The organism is Scytonema sp. PCC 10023 (assembly GCF_963920835.1).
Taxonomy (GTDB): domain Bacteria; phylum Cyanobacteriota; class Cyanobacteriia; order Cyanobacteriales; family Nostocaceae; genus Kalymmatonema.
In genome coordinates this window covers 39,739-54,515 of the sequence record NZ_CAWUDP010000059.1, presented here as the reverse complement: position 1 = coordinate 54,515, position 14,777 = coordinate 39,739, and the positions used below count along the sequence as shown (strand labels likewise).

Annotated in this window: 16 protein-coding genes and 1 pseudogene; 11 read left to right on the top strand and 6 right to left on the bottom strand. The window is 42.2% G+C overall.

The window, feature by feature from the left end; genetic code table 11:
• Positions 1-26: 26 nt before the first annotated feature.
• Positions 27-155: a hypothetical protein gene (locus ACM0OZ_RS30045; RefSeq protein ID WP_414586499.1), complete on the bottom strand. Its 129-nt coding sequence runs from the start codon at positions 153-155 to the stop codon at positions 27-29.
• 305 nt (positions 156-460) lie between these two features.
• Here ACM0OZ_RS30045 and ACM0OZ_RS30040 point away from each other — a divergent pair, with 305 nt between their 5' ends.
• From ACM0OZ_RS30040 to ACM0OZ_RS30030, 3 genes are all read left to right on the top strand, one after another.
• On the top strand, positions 461-988 hold the full coding sequence (locus ACM0OZ_RS30040) for a peptidoglycan-binding domain-containing protein (protein ID WP_414586498.1): 528 nt from the start codon (positions 461-463) through the stop codon (positions 986-988).
• A gap of 426 nt (positions 989-1,414) precedes the next feature.
• Complete coding sequence (locus tag ACM0OZ_RS30035) at positions 1,415-1,924, top strand: hypothetical protein (RefSeq protein ID WP_414586497.1); 510 nt, start codon at positions 1,415-1,417, stop codon at positions 1,922-1,924.
• A 141-nt stretch (positions 1,925-2,065) separates the two neighbouring features.
• Positions 2,066-3,229, top strand: coding sequence for a phosphoserine transaminase (locus ACM0OZ_RS30030; protein ID WP_414586496.1), 1,164 nt, complete (start codon positions 2,066-2,068; stop codon positions 3,227-3,229).
• Between the two features lie 20 nt (positions 3,230-3,249).
• On the opposite strand, the gene ACM0OZ_RS30025 is transcribed toward ACM0OZ_RS30030, so the two are convergent.
• Complete coding sequence (locus ACM0OZ_RS30025; protein ID WP_414586495.1) at positions 3,250-3,705, bottom strand: GFA family protein; 456 nt, start codon at positions 3,703-3,705, stop codon at positions 3,250-3,252.
• A gap of 710 nt (positions 3,706-4,415) precedes the next feature.
• Positions 4,416-5,714, bottom strand: coding sequence for a hypothetical protein (locus ACM0OZ_RS30020; RefSeq protein ID WP_414586494.1), 1,299 nt, complete (start codon positions 5,712-5,714; stop codon positions 4,416-4,418).
• A 242-nt stretch (positions 5,715-5,956) separates the two neighbouring features.
• Here ACM0OZ_RS30020 and ACM0OZ_RS30015 point away from each other — a divergent pair, with 242 nt between their 5' ends.
• Positions 5,957-6,109, top strand: coding sequence for a hypothetical protein (locus ACM0OZ_RS30015; RefSeq protein WP_414586493.1), 153 nt, complete (start codon positions 5,957-5,959; stop codon positions 6,107-6,109).
• 387 nt (positions 6,110-6,496) lie between these two features.
• Positions 6,497-7,279: an FHA domain-containing protein gene (locus tag ACM0OZ_RS30010; protein ID WP_414586492.1), complete on the top strand. Its 783-nt coding sequence runs from the start codon at positions 6,497-6,499 to the stop codon at positions 7,277-7,279.
• A 378-nt stretch (positions 7,280-7,657) separates the two neighbouring features.
• On the opposite strand, the gene ACM0OZ_RS30005 is transcribed toward ACM0OZ_RS30010, so the two are convergent.
• Positions 7,658-7,843, bottom strand: a complete 186-nt coding sequence (locus ACM0OZ_RS30005) for a hypothetical protein (RefSeq protein ID WP_414586491.1) — start codon at positions 7,841-7,843, stop codon at positions 7,658-7,660.
• A gap of 500 nt (positions 7,844-8,343) precedes the next feature.
• Here ACM0OZ_RS30005 and ACM0OZ_RS30000 point away from each other — a divergent pair, with 500 nt between their 5' ends.
• The 3 genes and pseudogenes from ACM0OZ_RS30000 to rpmA all read left to right on the top strand — a co-directional run bounded on the left by ACM0OZ_RS30000 (position 8,344) and on the right by rpmA (position 9,566).
• Positions 8,344-8,532 carry a hypothetical protein gene (locus ACM0OZ_RS30000; protein ID WP_414586490.1) on the top strand — a complete coding sequence of 63 codons (189 nt, stop codon included), beginning with the start codon at positions 8,344-8,346 and terminating at the stop codon, positions 8,530-8,532.
• A gap of 212 nt (positions 8,533-8,744) precedes the next feature.
• Positions 8,745-9,131 (top strand): annotated as a pseudogene (rplU, locus tag ACM0OZ_RS29995) (50S ribosomal protein L21); the annotation flags it as partial.
• Between the two features lie 153 nt (positions 9,132-9,284).
• A complete protein-coding gene (gene rpmA / locus ACM0OZ_RS29990) occupies positions 9,285-9,566 on the top strand; it encodes a 50S ribosomal protein L27 (protein ID WP_096562443.1) in 282 nt (93 codons plus the stop codon).
• Positions 9,567-9,885: 319 nt separating this feature from the next.
• Here rpmA and ACM0OZ_RS29985 read toward each other — a convergent pair whose 3' ends face one another.
• Positions 9,886-10,134, bottom strand: a complete 249-nt coding sequence (locus ACM0OZ_RS29985) for a hypothetical protein (protein ID WP_414586489.1) — start codon at positions 10,132-10,134, stop codon at positions 9,886-9,888.
• A gap of 274 nt (positions 10,135-10,408) precedes the next feature.
• Positions 10,409-10,840 (bottom strand): hypothetical protein, encoded by a 432-nt coding sequence (locus tag ACM0OZ_RS29980; RefSeq protein ID WP_414586488.1) that lies wholly within the window; start codon positions 10,838-10,840, stop codon positions 10,409-10,411.
• A 337-nt stretch (positions 10,841-11,177) separates the two neighbouring features.
• Between ACM0OZ_RS29980 and cruF the strand changes: the two genes are divergently transcribed.
• The 3 genes from cruF (at position 11,178) to ACM0OZ_RS29965 (ending at position 14,757) form a co-directional block, all read left to right on the top strand.
• Positions 11,178-12,086 carry a gamma-carotene 1'-hydroxylase CruF gene (gene cruF, locus ACM0OZ_RS29975; protein WP_414586487.1) on the top strand — a complete coding sequence of 303 codons (909 nt, stop codon included), beginning with the start codon at positions 11,178-11,180 and terminating at the stop codon, positions 12,084-12,086.
• 31 nt (positions 12,087-12,117) lie between these two features.
• Positions 12,118-13,332 carry a 2'-O-glycosyltransferase CruG gene (cruG, locus tag ACM0OZ_RS29970; protein WP_414586486.1) on the top strand — a complete coding sequence of 405 codons (1,215 nt, stop codon included), beginning with the start codon at positions 12,118-12,120 and terminating at the stop codon, positions 13,330-13,332.
• Between the two features lie 210 nt (positions 13,333-13,542).
• The gene (locus tag ACM0OZ_RS29965; protein WP_414586485.1) at positions 13,543-14,757 is read left to right on the top strand and encodes an RNA-guided endonuclease InsQ/TnpB family protein; all 1,215 of its coding nucleotides are present in this window, start codon (positions 13,543-13,545) and stop codon (positions 14,755-14,757) included.
• The last annotated feature ends 20 nt before the right edge of the window (positions 14,758-14,777 follow it).

The following is a 14,777-nucleotide window of genomic DNA, read 5'->3' as shown; positions in this document are numbered from 1 at the left end:
CTGGATTATAATGCTTCACAAGCAGACTAACGAATGTCAAACGGCTGAGCATTTGTAACTCCTACCCCAATCAAGGGCGATTGCTGGTTGTAGTGCAGTGCTTTCTTGCGAACGCGAGTGCGTGCCCAAAGGGCATTGGCACAAACTGCCCGCATGATTGCGATGCTCCCCAAGACCAAAAGTCTTTCTACTAGAACAATTGTACTACAATACGAGCAAGAGTAATCCCCAAATCTACTTTATTTTTTTGACTTTTTAAGTAATTTTTTATACTATTTTTTTGTTGATTGCTCGCTTATTATGTATATTTAACATCTAGTGAGCGGATTTGAGCAGAAAAATATTTGACAAAGGTACTGGTATCCAAAAAAGAATTCTTTGTTTTGACGTAATGATTTTAGGGAACTTTAATGTTTCTTTTATAAGTCTTTAAGATCTCCTTACATCTTAAAGTGACATTATGATTCTGTCTGTTGGAACTCGATTCCCTACAAAGAAACCAACCTTACAATTTGGTGCGTACGGTCAAATTGTTAAAGAAATGCAGAAAGCCCTAAACCAAAGGCTCGTTCAACTAGATACCGTATCAAGATATCCTTTATCAGTTTCTACCACAGGTTACTTTGACCGACAAACCCAAGATGCTGTGAAATACTTGCAGTGTCTTGCTTTCTTAACTATAGACGGGGTTGTGGGAGAAAAGACTTGGGCATATTTGTGCCAGGGATCTGGTAGCTTGCCAAAACTTTATATTGGCAATACGGGAACTATAGTCAAAGCTGTTCAAGAAACCCTCAAAGCTGGTGGCTACTACTATGGTGCCATTGATGGTATTTTTGGAGCAAAAACTGAGCAAGCAGTCCAGGCTTTTCAAGCAGAACACTTTCTGGCAAGCGATGGCATCATTGAACTATTCACTTGGTATGCGTTGAGCAAGTTAGAGACCCATGCTTCTCGTTGCAACCTAAATGCATTTCGTGGGTATTAAATGTTTATATTGACTGAAATTTAAGTTAGGTACATGAACAATTAATCCCGGTTCTACAGTGTTTTAGCGCGTGACGAACGTGCTGAATGCAGTGTAAATTACTACTTTAACTGTTAATGAATCTTTTTTAACTGATGGGGAGTTTGACTTGCTCTAAGGGAGTACCAAAAAATAAATTATCCATTATGTAGGGTGGGTTAGGCGCACGACAGTTGAGGTTTTACATGCAGGACTTGCCGCAGCGCCGTAACCCACCATTGTTTCGGTGGATTACTTACAAATTGGAGATTTTTTTAATTGGAAGTCCCTAAGTGCTATAAGCAAAACTTAACATTAATCCATCAAAAATGTCAGCAGTTTATCTGAAAAAAGGAGATTCATTCATATATGAATTAAAAAGCACTTTTTAACAAAAAACTGATGCTAATGAAAAAATTAGCTTACGGCACAGTGCTAGCTTCTTGCTGGCTAACATCATGGGTTGTATCTTCTTTAGCTGTGAATGACATCGTATCTTCCCAATCAGTCAATACTAAAACGATGACTGTGAAGAAAGCTGAGTTTGGGGTTTTAAGAGATGATACTAACAGCATGAGCTTTATCCCCACAACTAAAGTGCCACTTAAAGAGGGAAAACGCTATGGATGGCGCATTCAGCTTCAAGATAACCAAAATGAAGTCACATGGCGAGAAATCCTTCGATTACCAAAACTACCTAATACTTGGAGTACAGCAAGTGGTGAAAATTTTTCAATATCACCTAATGGTAAGGAAGCAGTAACGAAGCGCACACAGTTAGCAAACAAAGGAGTCATTGAAAACTTTTGGACTATTGCTTCTGGCGATCCTACTGGGAAACATACGATCGCAGTCTACGTTGATGACCGTCGTATTGGTTTTTTCGAGTTTGAGGTTGTTTCCCCGAAGAAAAAGTAACAGTCAATTGATTACCATTAGACATCTATATTTTGTGCAGAAGTTCATAAATTTTGACTGTTGACCTAGGACAAACCAAGACGTAAAGTAATAGCGGGTTACGACCTTCGACTAGGTCGCATCTGTACTAAAGTATCTTGTATGTCACCACATCTTACTCCTCCAACAACAAAACCACGGATTCCTCATTTTTCCTCCGGTCCTTGCGCGAAACGCCCAGGCTGGTCTGTTTCCAAGCTGGAAAACGCCTGTGTAGGTCGCTCTCATCGTTCTGCGGCTGGCAAGGCTCGTATAGAGGAAGTCATTGAGCGCTCCAAAGCGATTCTCGGTGTTCCTGCTGATTATCGCTTAGGAATCGTTCCCGCTTCCGATACAGGCGCAGTGGAAATGGCATTGTGGTCACTGTTGGGAAAGCTCCCCCTTGATATCTTGGCATGGGAAAGCTTTGGTTTGGAATGGGTTAAAGATGTCGTAGACGAACTGAAGTTACCTGATCTCAACGTTATTAAAGCAACTTATGGCAGTTTGCCAGACCTCAATCAAGTTGATTTGAGTCATGATGTCGTATTTTTATGGAATGGCACAACATCAGGTGTTAGGGTACCCAATGGCGATTGGATAAAAGGCGATCGCCAAGGTTTGACTATTTGCGATGCCACCTCTGCTGTTTTCGCAATGGAAATACCTTGGGAAAAATTAGATGTTGTGACATACTCTTGGCAAAAGGTACTAGGAGGAGAAGCACAGCATGGAGTCATCGTACTTTCACCTCGCGCTGTTGAACGCCTGGAAAGTTATCAACCAGCTTGGCCGATACCGAAGCTTTTTCGCTTGACACAAAAAGGTAAGCTCATAGAAGGAATTTTCAAAGGCGACACCATCAACACGCCATCGATGCTGTGTGTGGAAGATGCGCTTGATGGATTACTTTGGGCAGAGAGTATTGGCGGGCTACCAGGCTTGATTCGTCGTAGCGAAGCAAATCTAGCAACAATTGCCCGCTGGGTTGAGCAAAGTAGTTGGGCTGCATTCCTGGCAGAGAAGCCAGAAACTCGTTCTTGTACCTCGATTTGCCTCAAGATTGTTGATGATTGGTTTACAGCCCTAAGCCCAGAAAAGCAGGCAGAATCCGCTAAGAAACTGGCGAAACTTCTGGAAAAGCAAGAAGTCGCTTTTGATATCGCATCCTACCGTGCCGCACCGCCTGGAATCAGGATTTGGGGTGGAGCTACAGTAGAAACAGCGGATATTGAAGCGTTGCTACCGTGGTTGGATTGGGCATACGCTACTGTGAAACAAGAGTAACAATAGCTCTTTTCAAAGTTTCATGAATGCTGTTCTGCCCATTTCTCCCACAAAGGACGCACATCCTTTGGCTGTCCCTCGTAGTTGAGCATCTCGTCTGAAATCATCACCCACGGCTGAGCGCTACGTGTCCAAAGGTTACCCACAGGGCGTAACCAACTTGTGTCATCTAGCGTTCCAGCTTTGACATTGATGGTTTCTTGGCTGTAAGTCCGCTCATGAAACAGTCGCGTCCCACAGTCACCGCAGAACAGACAAGTCACCTCACGTCCACTATCGGCTTTACGAGTCCAAGCTTTCGGTTGTCCTTGGATAATAACAACAGCATCTCGTGGTACAGTGAGGGACATTCCAAAAGCACTGGAGGATTGTTTCTGACACTCTTGACAGTGGCACAGATAGAGAGTTAACGGTTCAGCACCGATTTTATAACGAATTTGTCCACATTGACAGCCTCCGGTATACGTCGCGCTCACAGCTTTTCTCCCCTTTGCAATTTAGTGCTGCCTGATTCTACCGAAAGCTGCTCCAATCTTGAAGTTAAATTTCTTGTTGATTTTTTCCGGAATTAATATGCCTGTTGTGGTAGATATTATTAGCGTAATCACTTATATCTAATCTCTTATAATTAGCCGAACGGGACGTAACCCACTGTCTCTTATTAAAGCCCAGTCACAAGACTGGGCTTTTGGCTATGAGCACCGACGTAACGACCTTGCCCCAGGTCTTCTGTGTCTCATTGAGGGCAAATACCTTATCTTCTATCGGATTATTGATGAAACAGTGGAAGTTTTGAGAATCTTAAACAGGGCGCTTAATCTCAAAGCCATCTTCCATCAATAAGGTACCCCTTGCCTTAGCTTAACTGGTGTGCCAGTTCCCAGATGTTAAGCTTTCCGGCGGAGGCAAAACGTGTGACATGGAGGACGAATTTGAGAGGTATCCGACTGAAGCGCAGTTACCATGACCATAATGAGCATCGGAAGCGCAGGAAACCATTGTGATTCGTCACCCAACCGAAAGTTTTAGGACTGGTTCTTAGGACAAGGAGAGGAACGCCATCGCTTAAAGAGCTACAGTTAAAGACCCCCTAACAGGCCTTTCGTCTGGCGTTTCTAGACTCTCACGTCCTTCCCGTACTGCTCTTTTAATCTATCTTCCGTAATCTACTCCAAAATTCATAACTCTAAAGCATAATATCGATTTCAGACGCTTTCAGTAATTCTTTTGTATCCTGATTGCCAAGCCAAATAAAAAACCATCTATCAACAACGTTTAATCGTCTGTTTGTCTGGTCATAATCTAAAATTATTGGCTTGATATCTTTTTTAACCTGAAGTGATGCCGTTGATTGTAAAGCCTGAGTTAAATTGCCTGGATTAAGGTCTTTTCTTTGAGGGTGGTTCTGTTGAAGTATTTCACGTATTCGAGCGTAACTAAGCCCTTGCTGTAACTCTTTTGAATTAACTGTTAAGATAGCATATAAAAGCCATCTATACATCTCAAGGCGTGTGTCTTGAAAACCTTCAGAGAATTGATTTATGAAGGACATATAGCGTCCACTCTGCTGATTGACAACTATCTTTATTAGCTCAGTCACATCTCGATGATTGTCAATAATTTGCTCTTCTCTCTGGGTTTCAGAAATTCCTTTTTCACGGCACGCTTTCGCACAAACCTCTTGAACGATGTAAACACTGTCATAAGATTCGCGTATAAGAGTTTGTTTAAATTCTTTTGAGAATTGTATATTTAGTAATTCAGCGCCTTTATCAATAACTGAAAGTAATTCGTTACTAGTCCATTTATCAGCATCGACTGCAATTACACGTCCAGTTAAATCACCATTGTAGACAATTAGCCTATTTTCCTCTAGCCAAACACCTATAATGATAAAGCAAAACTTAGAGCCTTCATGAAAAGCTTTTAAGGCAACTGCAAAATCCTTTTGAGTTTCTGTAGAAAGATAATGAAAATCTTCTAATACAATATATTTTTTAAAATCAATTGCTTTTAGTGCTGCAATAACGTCATTTACATCCTCTGGGTCAAGATCTAAATTTCTCTGTGTAATTTCAGTTGATTTTCCATGTTCTGCTTCACCTGAAGTTGATGCTTTCCCTTTAATAATATCAAAAAAGCCCGTTTGACCTTCAAAGTGAGCCGTAATTTTTTGTTTACCAGAAGCCGTCTTTTTTACTGATTGTTCAATTTGATAACCTGCTGCTTTAAGAATTGCAGAATGTATATTTGCTAATTCCCAACGATTAGAGCACTGAATAATAATATAATCCTTAGAATCGAGGCAGTGCTTTCTTAAGGATGTTTTACCTTGTTTTGAACTACCGTATATAACAATATGTCTGTTTCTATTTAAGTTCTCTTTAAGTTTTTCGTCAACTTCATGTCTTTCCACATAATTTAAAGGAATATCACGCGCTATTCCATAAACAGAGTCAATTTGGTATATTTTTCTATTAAACATTTTTCTTGTTTCAGAATTTACCTTGCTAAGGTAGCACAGAATACAAAAAATGTCCGTATTTTATTAGGAGAGACGATAAACAAGGATTAAAAGTAGCACTTTCCCCAAATCGATTCATGCAGTCACTTATCAAGGGTTTTTTCCTAGGTTGAGAGCATTTATTTTGGCTTTTACTCTTCGACAAGCGTTTTTGACTTAAATAATGTATTATATTTAATTTTGATTCCAGACTTGTACTTTTGATGGAGTCAAAGCCGCGATGGCGCTACGTGCCATCGCCAACTTCTTGTGCGCGATCGCCTGAATTGACAGTCACAAAACATCCAGCATTTGATAACCTGCAACTTGGGTTAATAAAACCGCGCTCGCTGCAAAGGCTGGGCAATTTTGAGTAATTTTCGTGAAACTGTAAAAAGTCTGAATGTGAAGAATATTTATACTCCGACGTTGTTTTACGTACTGTATGATGAGAATAATTTTTCACAGTGGCTCCAGAGGGCATACTGTGCGAAACCAAACTTACTGATGAACTTGAAGCTTTTTTGGAGAAGCTGGTAACAGCAGACATATTTTCTGTGGAGTAGTCTGCTATACTAACACAAAGTGAATCTGCCGTGTTCCACACGTAAAGAGTTGATGAGCTTAATATAAGATGTTACAAATAACAGATAGTAGAAGTATTAGAATTGAGACAATAATATAGAGAATTATTACATATACCATTTTTGCCACTAAACAAGGCAATCTAGATTTATTGAGAAATTGCTCCGTAAAAACAAGCCATGCAAAACCCAGGCAGATCACAGACAACCGGGCTGATTTTAGAGCTGTTTCATGTTCAAACCGACACTTCTTTTGAGTTGCCGCAGAATTTTTCTGTTATTCGCTTAGGCAAGCCAAAAGACAAAATCATGCCAGATATCAATGTTTCAACCTTGCCAAATGCCGATTTTGTTTCTCGACTTCATGCAGAGATTCAAGTAGAGAAAAATACTTATTATCTTGTTGATATGGGCAGCGCCAATGGCACATATCTCAACAATATTAAGCTAGAGCCTACAAAGCGCTATCCGCTTAAGTTGGGAGATAAAATAGACCTAGGTCATGGCGGTAAAGTAACATTTATATTTCTACACAAACAAGAAATAGTTAATCCATCTGATAATACCATACTGAATAATCCACCCACAGTACTTCAGATTGAATTGGTTCCGAACACGAAACCATCTGCAAAGGAGCGTTTGGGTAAGGTTGTAGGCTTGGTGATGATGGTTGCAGGAATTTTGATTTTAACAGTGAATACTCAGATTGGTATTTCTGTACGCATTCCAGGTGCCCTTCTATGCTTTGTAGGGGTTGTAGTCCTCACCTGGCGTCGTCAATACCAGAATTTAGCATGGTTTTTGATAGCCCTAGGATTTACAATCATGCTTTTTACGAGTAATGCCTTTACGCTAGTATCTCTTGTCGCCATGCTTGCATCCTGTACTTTATTAATAACTGGATCTCAACTGTTTACAACTGGGAAAATCTTTAACTATAGTTTGCGCTCAAGAAATTACTAGAGAAATCTTAAGAAGAACACAGAACGCAGCTTGGGCTGAACGCACTCAGCCCTTTCAACGCGAACAAATGAACTAGTGAGTCATTTCAATGACACAAGTTGCAGATGACCAGGAAAAGAGGTATTTTCGAGCAATTTTAGCGTGTGTTAACTCTCGTAGTTGTGAGTGGAGTTGAGACTAAAAATCAGCGATCGGCATCGACAGTAAAAACTCCGCTTAGCTCGACTTTATCCAATTAAGCCGCGTAAACCTTGTTATTTGGCATTCATTTATAGCTTTGTGGCAAAAACTTTTTCCTACATCACTAATTTTGCCGAGATTTAAAAAGTCAAAGCCTAGGCTCCATAAGGGTTTTAGCGTATGCGATACAAAGGAGCGTCAAGCCTCCGGCTTATCGCGTTGCTGGAAAATGGATAAAGTCGAGCTGACAATCAGGTTTGTTGCTCTAGCTTTATAGGCCGCATGAACCGATTTTTGAATTCCACACACCACCAAACTCATCAAATCTACTTGGCTAGAAAATACTAATTCTTGCGCTTTGCTGTACTTTCGCGTGAGTTTCAAATAATTTATCGATCCGTTCCGGGGCAAATACACGCTCCATTAATCCTCCTGCCATTACACTTACTGGACTTTCACAGGACAAATTGTTCAAAAATGGAGCATAGCATCTTGACACCCAAACTCGCCCTTATATCTTAAGGATACATCGAAGTTGTATCTCACATTCCTGACTGGCAGAGGTTTTCAGATTTCAAAATCCTAGTTCATTTGTTCGCGTTGAAACGGCTGGCATTGCCCACGCTACAAATACTTAGATTTTTGAAAAAATCTAACCGGATTGCTATATCTTCATATTTTCAGTGAGGTCATACAAACTTTATTTCTCATACCTAAGTATAAATAACTACTATTTTTCACGTAAAATAATATTTCGTAATGCAAACTTTTTCATAAAAACATCTAATTTCTATGCTTTTCTCAAGAAAATGTTGACATACTTATTAGGGAATAAAACCAATTTTTAACCAACGAAGATTTTTATTTAATTTTAAGAGCTAGTTATGACAACCTTAAAATCCTGTGTTTCAGCTTGTCGGTACTGTCGATATTACACTCCAGAAGGTCAGCGTGGTGGTACGTGCCGATTGTTTAATGTATCAGTGAAATCTGGATGGAAGGCTTGCTCTTTATCTGTGCCATCTTTTGCACCTGCTTGCGAAAATCTAGTTGCCACTCCTAGCTTTAGATAAAAACACTCAAAGTCTAAAAGTGTTGTTCGAGAACTCTTGTCTGGTGAAGGGTTGATCCTGTTTTACTTTGACAAAAACTTAGTCCTTAGGGTATATTTATAGATCGTGTGTCTAATTCCTGCTCGGATCAGGTAAAGACAATGCAAAAGCTGGAAAGCTTTGTCAAGAGCATACGATCCAGCTACCTGTACGGCAACCTCAAGGACAATTCCATGACCTACGCAATTATTGAAACTGGCGGCAAACAATTACGAGTCGAACCAGGTCGCTTTTATGATATTGAACTGCTTTCGGTCGAACCGGACGAGAAAGTTACCATAGAAGCAGTATTGTTAGTACAGCATAACGGCGAAGTCACCATAGGACAGCCGCATGTGGCAGGGGCAAAGGTAGAAGGAACGGTGTTGCGGCATCTTAGAGGTCGCAAAGTCCTGGTGTATAAAATGAAACCTAAAAAGAAAACCCGGAAAAAGCGGGGTCATCGCCAGGAAATCACCAGATTGTTGATTAACTCAATTAGCGTTGATGGTTCAGTTCTTGCCTCAGAAGACAGCGCGATCGCTCTCACACAAAATGCTGAGGTGACAGAACCAGTTGCCACTGGTACGGAGAATAATGAAACTCAACAGACTATCGATGTTGCTGCTGAACCAGTTGCAACAACTGAAACTCCAGAGGCTGCTGACAACCAACCTGTTGAAGAAACTGCTACTGAATAATAGATAAAAGAAGTAGAAATACAAGAGGAAATTATGGCTCATAAGAAAGGAACAGGTAGTACACGTAACGGTCGTGACTCTAATGCTCAAAGATTGGGTGTTAAGCGTTACGGCGGTCAAGTTGTCCGGGCGGGAAATATCCTAGTGCGCCAGCGTGGCACTAAATTTCACCCTGGTAACAACGTCGGTATTGGCAGTGATGACACTCTGTTTGCTTTAGTTGACGGCGTGGTCACGTTTGAACGCAAGGGGAAAAACCGTAAAAAACTTAGCGTTTACCCAGTAGCTGCGGCAACTGAGGCTGTTGTAAGTTAGGTCAAAAGTCTATAGTCAAGAGTCGATAACAACTATTAACTCTTGACTATCAAAATAAAGTAGGAGGGTGAGAAGCCCTGAAGATGTAGTTTTCCTCCGTGCGTCAAACTACATCTGTGTTTTAAGGGGGGGATGAAACCCGACACAACAAGTTTTAACTTGTTGTTTCTCTTTCAATGTATTGCCTAACAGCTTCTCGGATTAAATCCCAATCGTGAACGCTCTGTTTTTTGAGAGAGCTTTGTCAAATCTTGATCCTCTTTATCTGAAAATCTAAGAGTAAGCTTTTGCATGACCTCATATTGATGTTATAATAAGGTCATGCTAACACAGGTGAAATACCCATAACAAAAATGTGTTGGTACGAACCATGACAACTGAAGATATCTGGTTGTGTTGAGAAGTACAGACGCCCTGCCAGGGCGTCTGTACTTGTTGCCAACAAGCGCGTAAAATCTTCAATGGTTGCTTGATACCGAAGTAGCCGTACAGCCCTGAGCTTGTCGAAGGGTCGAGGCGGGTAGGGCTGTTTGAACAAGCCAACGTGTTCTACAAAAACATGAGACAACGTTACGACCTGTGGCTTTTAGCCCAGGTCATAACAACAGTCAGAATCCTTGCTTTTCAAAGTAGGGAGAGTTCAAAGACTCTGACCAACAAAGAACTCACTAACTCAACACACAGAATTCAGCATGAATTCTTTGCAAGTGGGTAGAGAGTTCTTTTTCACTTGCCACCGAATTTCTTTGTAGGCGCATAAATGATTTGATACTGACTTAGCCGGATTTATCCGTGGTGTCATTCTGAGTTCCTAGCTGCGGTTTCTGAATTTTGAGTTCTCCTCAAATGACCTTATGGATTAGCGCACCTAGGGCTAACCCAGTCAAAGAGAAGATAGATAAAAAGCAAAAGGCTTGCCCCTCAGTGAAGCCGGCTGTTTGAAAATCTATCTTTCCCAAGATAGCCGCAGCAATAATTACCAAGGTATCAAGGAATACTCGGAACTGGGCTATTATCAAAAAGAATAAGAAAGCCGCTAAAACAGTAATACTAAAAGATTTGAGGTTTGATTTGAATAAGACAAAAGAATAGTCTGTTAGCCTTCTCCAAGAAATGGTTAAGCCAGCCAGGAGAACCAAGATAGCAATTACAGCCAGCAGCCATATAAACCAACGAGCAGGAGCATATGTTTTGGATATCACCCAGCCTAAGGTAGTGTAAGTCAGCAGTAGTAATACTAGGGAAACAAAGGGAAGTCTTTTCAAAATTGACATGGGTTGTTCCCATTATAAGGACAGGCTATCATTCCAGAACTATCTAAAGGATAAGAAAGCATAAGGATACTGTGTAGGAAAGGATGAATCTCTTGCCTACACTATAACCCATCAAAAGAAAGGCAATGAAAGTTGATAGATCTTGGCTTGAATGACTTAGACTATAAATTTAATATCATATTTTTTCTACCTTAAATCAAGAGGCTGTTATGCTCTCCCAATAAAAGCAAAGCAAGTTTGCCAAGAATTCCCGCACAAATTGTTAAATATTTTCTTAAACATTTGTAAACTGTTAGCAGCTAAGTAGCCGCGTGTCATGTCTTGTTAAGGAATTATCATGAGACAACTTGTTATAGCTGAGCGTGTAAGCCTGATTGGTCATATCTTGGCAAAGGCTTTTGGGCTGATAGGCATTCTATTGGTCATACCCAATGCCGAAATAATTTTGAACTCAGGAGGCGTTGGACAAACAGCCATGCAATTGAGTTTGGCTGATGGCGGTGTGGTAGATATTATTTTGGGGACAATAGCTGTCTCCATTTATGCATACCGGATATTGGGATGGCGCACTTGGCTAGGGTTTATGCTGCCAGCTATGTCAATATCGGTGGGCAGTGAATTACTAGGAACTAGCACTGGGTTTCCCTTTGGAGACTACACTTACTTGAGTGGCTTGGGATATAAGATTGCGGGGCTTGTCCCATTTACAATTCCCTTATCCTGGTTTTATGTGGGCTTGTCTTCTTACCTGATTGCTCGTGCCGGTCTGGGTGTCGCTCAAAATCCCAGTTTAGCGCGCCACGTAGGTGCCATAGCCTTGGGCGCAATGCTGTTCACCTGCTGGGACTTTGCATTGGAACCAGCTATGAGTCAAACAAATCTCCCCTTTTGGTATTGGGAAAATCCAGGAGCGTTCTTTGGAACACCGTACCAAAATTATGCGGGTTGGTTTGGCACTAGCGCCCTGTTCATGACAGTAGCAGCCTTGTTATGGAAAAACACACCAATTAAAGTCGAGCGATCGCAACTCTGGGTACCCTTAATCGTTTATCTCAGCAATTTTTTCTTCGCTGCTGGACTCAGCTTAGCTGCTGGATTTGCTATCCCGGTTTCGCTGGGCTTTGTGATTGGCGTAGTTCCTGCTGTGGTACTTTGGTGGAGATCAAAAGCCTCATTTGCTAATGTTCCTGTTGCACCAACAACCACTGAAGTTTCTGTAGCGAACGTCAAAGTTGCCGTTAAATAGAGCATTGATTTCCATCGCCAGGTATTTTGCTGTGCTAGACGTGTGGACGATAGCAAGTGCTATCTCACTGTTATTACTACTCATTCAACTACCAGCGACAGCAATTCTGCTGTCACGCCTTCTAAAAGGACCTAGCCGCCTTCCTCCCATTGCACCCAAAAATCCCACACCAGAACTTTTGGGTGCTGTCAGCGTTGTCATTCCCACCCTGAATGAGGCTCTTCGTATTAGTCCTCTGCTAGATGCGATAAGTCGGCAAAGCTACGAAGTCCGGGAAATTATCGTTGTAGATAGCAAGTCTGGTGATGGCACACCTGACTTGGTAAAAGCGGCACAGCAAAAAGATCCTCGCTTTCGCCTGATGACGGATGATCCCTTACCCACTGGTTGGGTAGGGCGTCCTTGGGCGTTGCATTACGGCTTTTTGCATACTTCAGAGGGAAGTGAGTGGTTTCTGGGTGTGGATGCTGATACACAACCATCACCTGGTTTGGTTGCTGGTTTGGTGAAGACAGCAGAAGAGCAAGGCTATGACTTGGTTTCCCTCTCACCCCAGTTCATTCTCAAATATCCAGGAGAGTGCCTGCTACAACCAGCATTGCTGATGACTCTGCTTTACCGATTTGACCCTGCTGGTGTTAATACAGACCAGCCAGAACGGGTGATGGCAAATGGGCAATGCTTTTTATGTCGTCGCTCTGTTCTAGCGGCTGTCGGTGGATATACGAGTGCAAGTGGTTCTTTTTGTGATGATGTTACCTTAGCACGGAATATAGCCGCCTCTGGGTTTAAAGTCGGCTTCTTAGATGGGGCAAAAGTGCTGAAGGTGCGGATGTATGAGGGAGCTATGGAAACTTGGAAACAATGGGGGCGCAGCCTTGACTTGAAAGATGCTTCCTCCCGCGCTCAAATTTGGGGGGATTTATGGCTACTTTCAGCAGTTCAAGGTCTACCCCTCATAGTTGTCCTGAGTTACCTTAGTCTTTCCCTCCCTGTCTCGTTGTCCCCCTCTCCTCCCCTCCTTCTTTTGGGGCTGAATCTATTTCTACTGGTGATTCGTTTTGCAATGCTTTTTGCGATCGCACCTTCCTACGATTGCGCGGAGCGCAGTGCCGGAGGCAATCGCACTCAAGCAAACGGTGGCTGGTTGTTCTGGCTATCACCTCTAGCTGATCCAGTAGCGGTGCTGCGGATTTTCTTATCTGCATTCCGCACTCCAACAGAGTGGCGAGGGCGAAAATACTGAAGGTAGAAGATGGAAGATAGAAGAAAGAACTCAGAACTCAGTTGTCAGAACTCAGAAGAATGAGTGAAACTAAGAGACTCCCGAATTTTACCAAAAAACTGGGTCTAAAGCCCCGCCCTTCTAGGGCGGCTTTTGTTTGTCTCGGAAGGTTTTAAGAAATGGAGCCGCATTTCTTAAAAAAATGTATGATACAGAAAGGAGGTGATGCAAGTGTTTAGCCTGACGTACGAATTCAAACTCAAGCCGACAGCGGAACAAACAACCATTTTTGCCGACTGGCTGGAACAATGCCGTCGTGTCTATAACTATGCTCTAGCTGAGCGCAAGGACTGGTTTAAATCTCGTAGTTGTCAGATAAATGCTTGCTCACTTCGGTCAGAATACATTATTCCGGCAGATAGCAAACGCCCAACTTATGCCAATCAGTGCAAGTCATTGACGGCTTATAGAAAAACTAGTCCAGCTTTGCAGAAAGTGCAATCTCAGGTTTTGCAACAAACGCTCAGAAGGCTAGAGCAAGCGTTTGTTAGTATGTGGGAACAGAACCACGGCTTTCCCAGATTCAAAAAAGTGGGAACGATGCGGTCATTTGTTTTTCCGCAAATGAGCGCTGGATCAATAGAAAACAGCCGTATCAAACTTCCAGTCATAGGATGGGTTAAGTTCCGTCAATCTAGAGAGATTCCAAGTGATGCCAAAGTAGGGCAGGTACGAATAGTTCGTCGTGTTAGTGGTTGGTACGCCATGATAACGTTACAATGGAATGTTGAAGTTCCATCTATAACCCCTCATGGAGAACCGATTGGAATTGATGTAGGAATAAGTCACTTTGCTGCTGTTTCTAACGGAAAATTGTTTCCCAATCCACGACCTTTCAAGAAGCTCGAACGCAAGCTTAAATTGCTGCAACGCAGTGTATCAAGAAAGGTTTTTGGGTCAAACAACCGTAAGAAAGCACAGTTTAAGGTGAGTAAATTGCATGAGCGTATCGCTAACGTAAGGGCATACTATCACTGGCTCCTGTCCCACAATCTTTGTGATTGGGCAGGGATGATATTTGCAGAAGACTTGAACCTCAAGGGACTAGCTCGCGGCTTTTTAGGTAAGCATTGTCTAGATGCTGGATGGGGTCAGTTTTTTGATGTACTAGAACAGTGTTGCCGCAAACGCGGTGTATTCTTTCTTAAAGTTAATAGCAAAAAGACTAGCCAGATTTGTCCCAACTGCCTCACCGAGACAGGTAAGAAAGACTTGTCTTTGCGTACACACTCATGCCACCATTGCGGCTATAGGACCGACAGAGATGTCGCAGCCGCTCAAGTAGTTCTCATACGGGGACTTGCAGCCGTGGGGCACACGGTCAAGATGCTTTCTGAGGGTAAAGCGGTTGCGCTCCCCGTGATGAAAGAATCCTCGCCCTTATAGGGCGAGGAGTGTCAAATTGT

Bases quoted from the DNA above. Each gene is read 5' to 3' on its own strand.
- ACM0OZ_RS30045 (WP_414586499.1), bottom strand. From the start codon at position 155: ATGCGGGCAGTTTGTGCCAATGCCCTTTGGGCACGCACTCGCGTTCGC.
- ACM0OZ_RS30040 (WP_414586498.1), top strand. From the start codon at position 461: ATGATTCTGTCTGTTGGAACTCGATTCCCTACAAAGAAACCAACCTTA.
- ACM0OZ_RS30035 (WP_414586497.1), top strand. From the start codon at position 1,415: ATGAAAAAATTAGCTTACGGCACAGTGCTAGCTTCTTGCTGGCTAACA.
- ACM0OZ_RS30030 (WP_414586496.1), top strand. From the start codon at position 2,066: ATGTCACCACATCTTACTCCTCCAACAACAAAACCACGGATTCCTCAT.
- ACM0OZ_RS30020 (WP_414586494.1), bottom strand. From the start codon at position 5,714: ATGTTTAATAGAAAAATATACCAAATTGACTCTGTTTATGGAATAGCG.
- ACM0OZ_RS30015 (WP_414586493.1), top strand. From the start codon at position 5,957: ATGGAGTCAAAGCCGCGATGGCGCTACGTGCCATCGCCAACTTCTTGT.
- ACM0OZ_RS30010 (WP_414586492.1), top strand. From the start codon at position 6,497: ATGCAAAACCCAGGCAGATCACAGACAACCGGGCTGATTTTAGAGCTG.
- ACM0OZ_RS30000 (WP_414586490.1), top strand. From the start codon at position 8,344: ATGACAACCTTAAAATCCTGTGTTTCAGCTTGTCGGTACTGTCGATAT.
- rpmA (WP_096562443.1), top strand. From the start codon at position 9,285: ATGGCTCATAAGAAAGGAACAGGTAGTACACGTAACGGTCGTGACTCT.
- ACM0OZ_RS29980 (WP_414586488.1), bottom strand. From the start codon at position 10,840: ATGTCAATTTTGAAAAGACTTCCCTTTGTTTCCCTAGTATTACTACTG.
- cruF (WP_414586487.1), top strand. From the start codon at position 11,178: ATGAGACAACTTGTTATAGCTGAGCGTGTAAGCCTGATTGGTCATATC.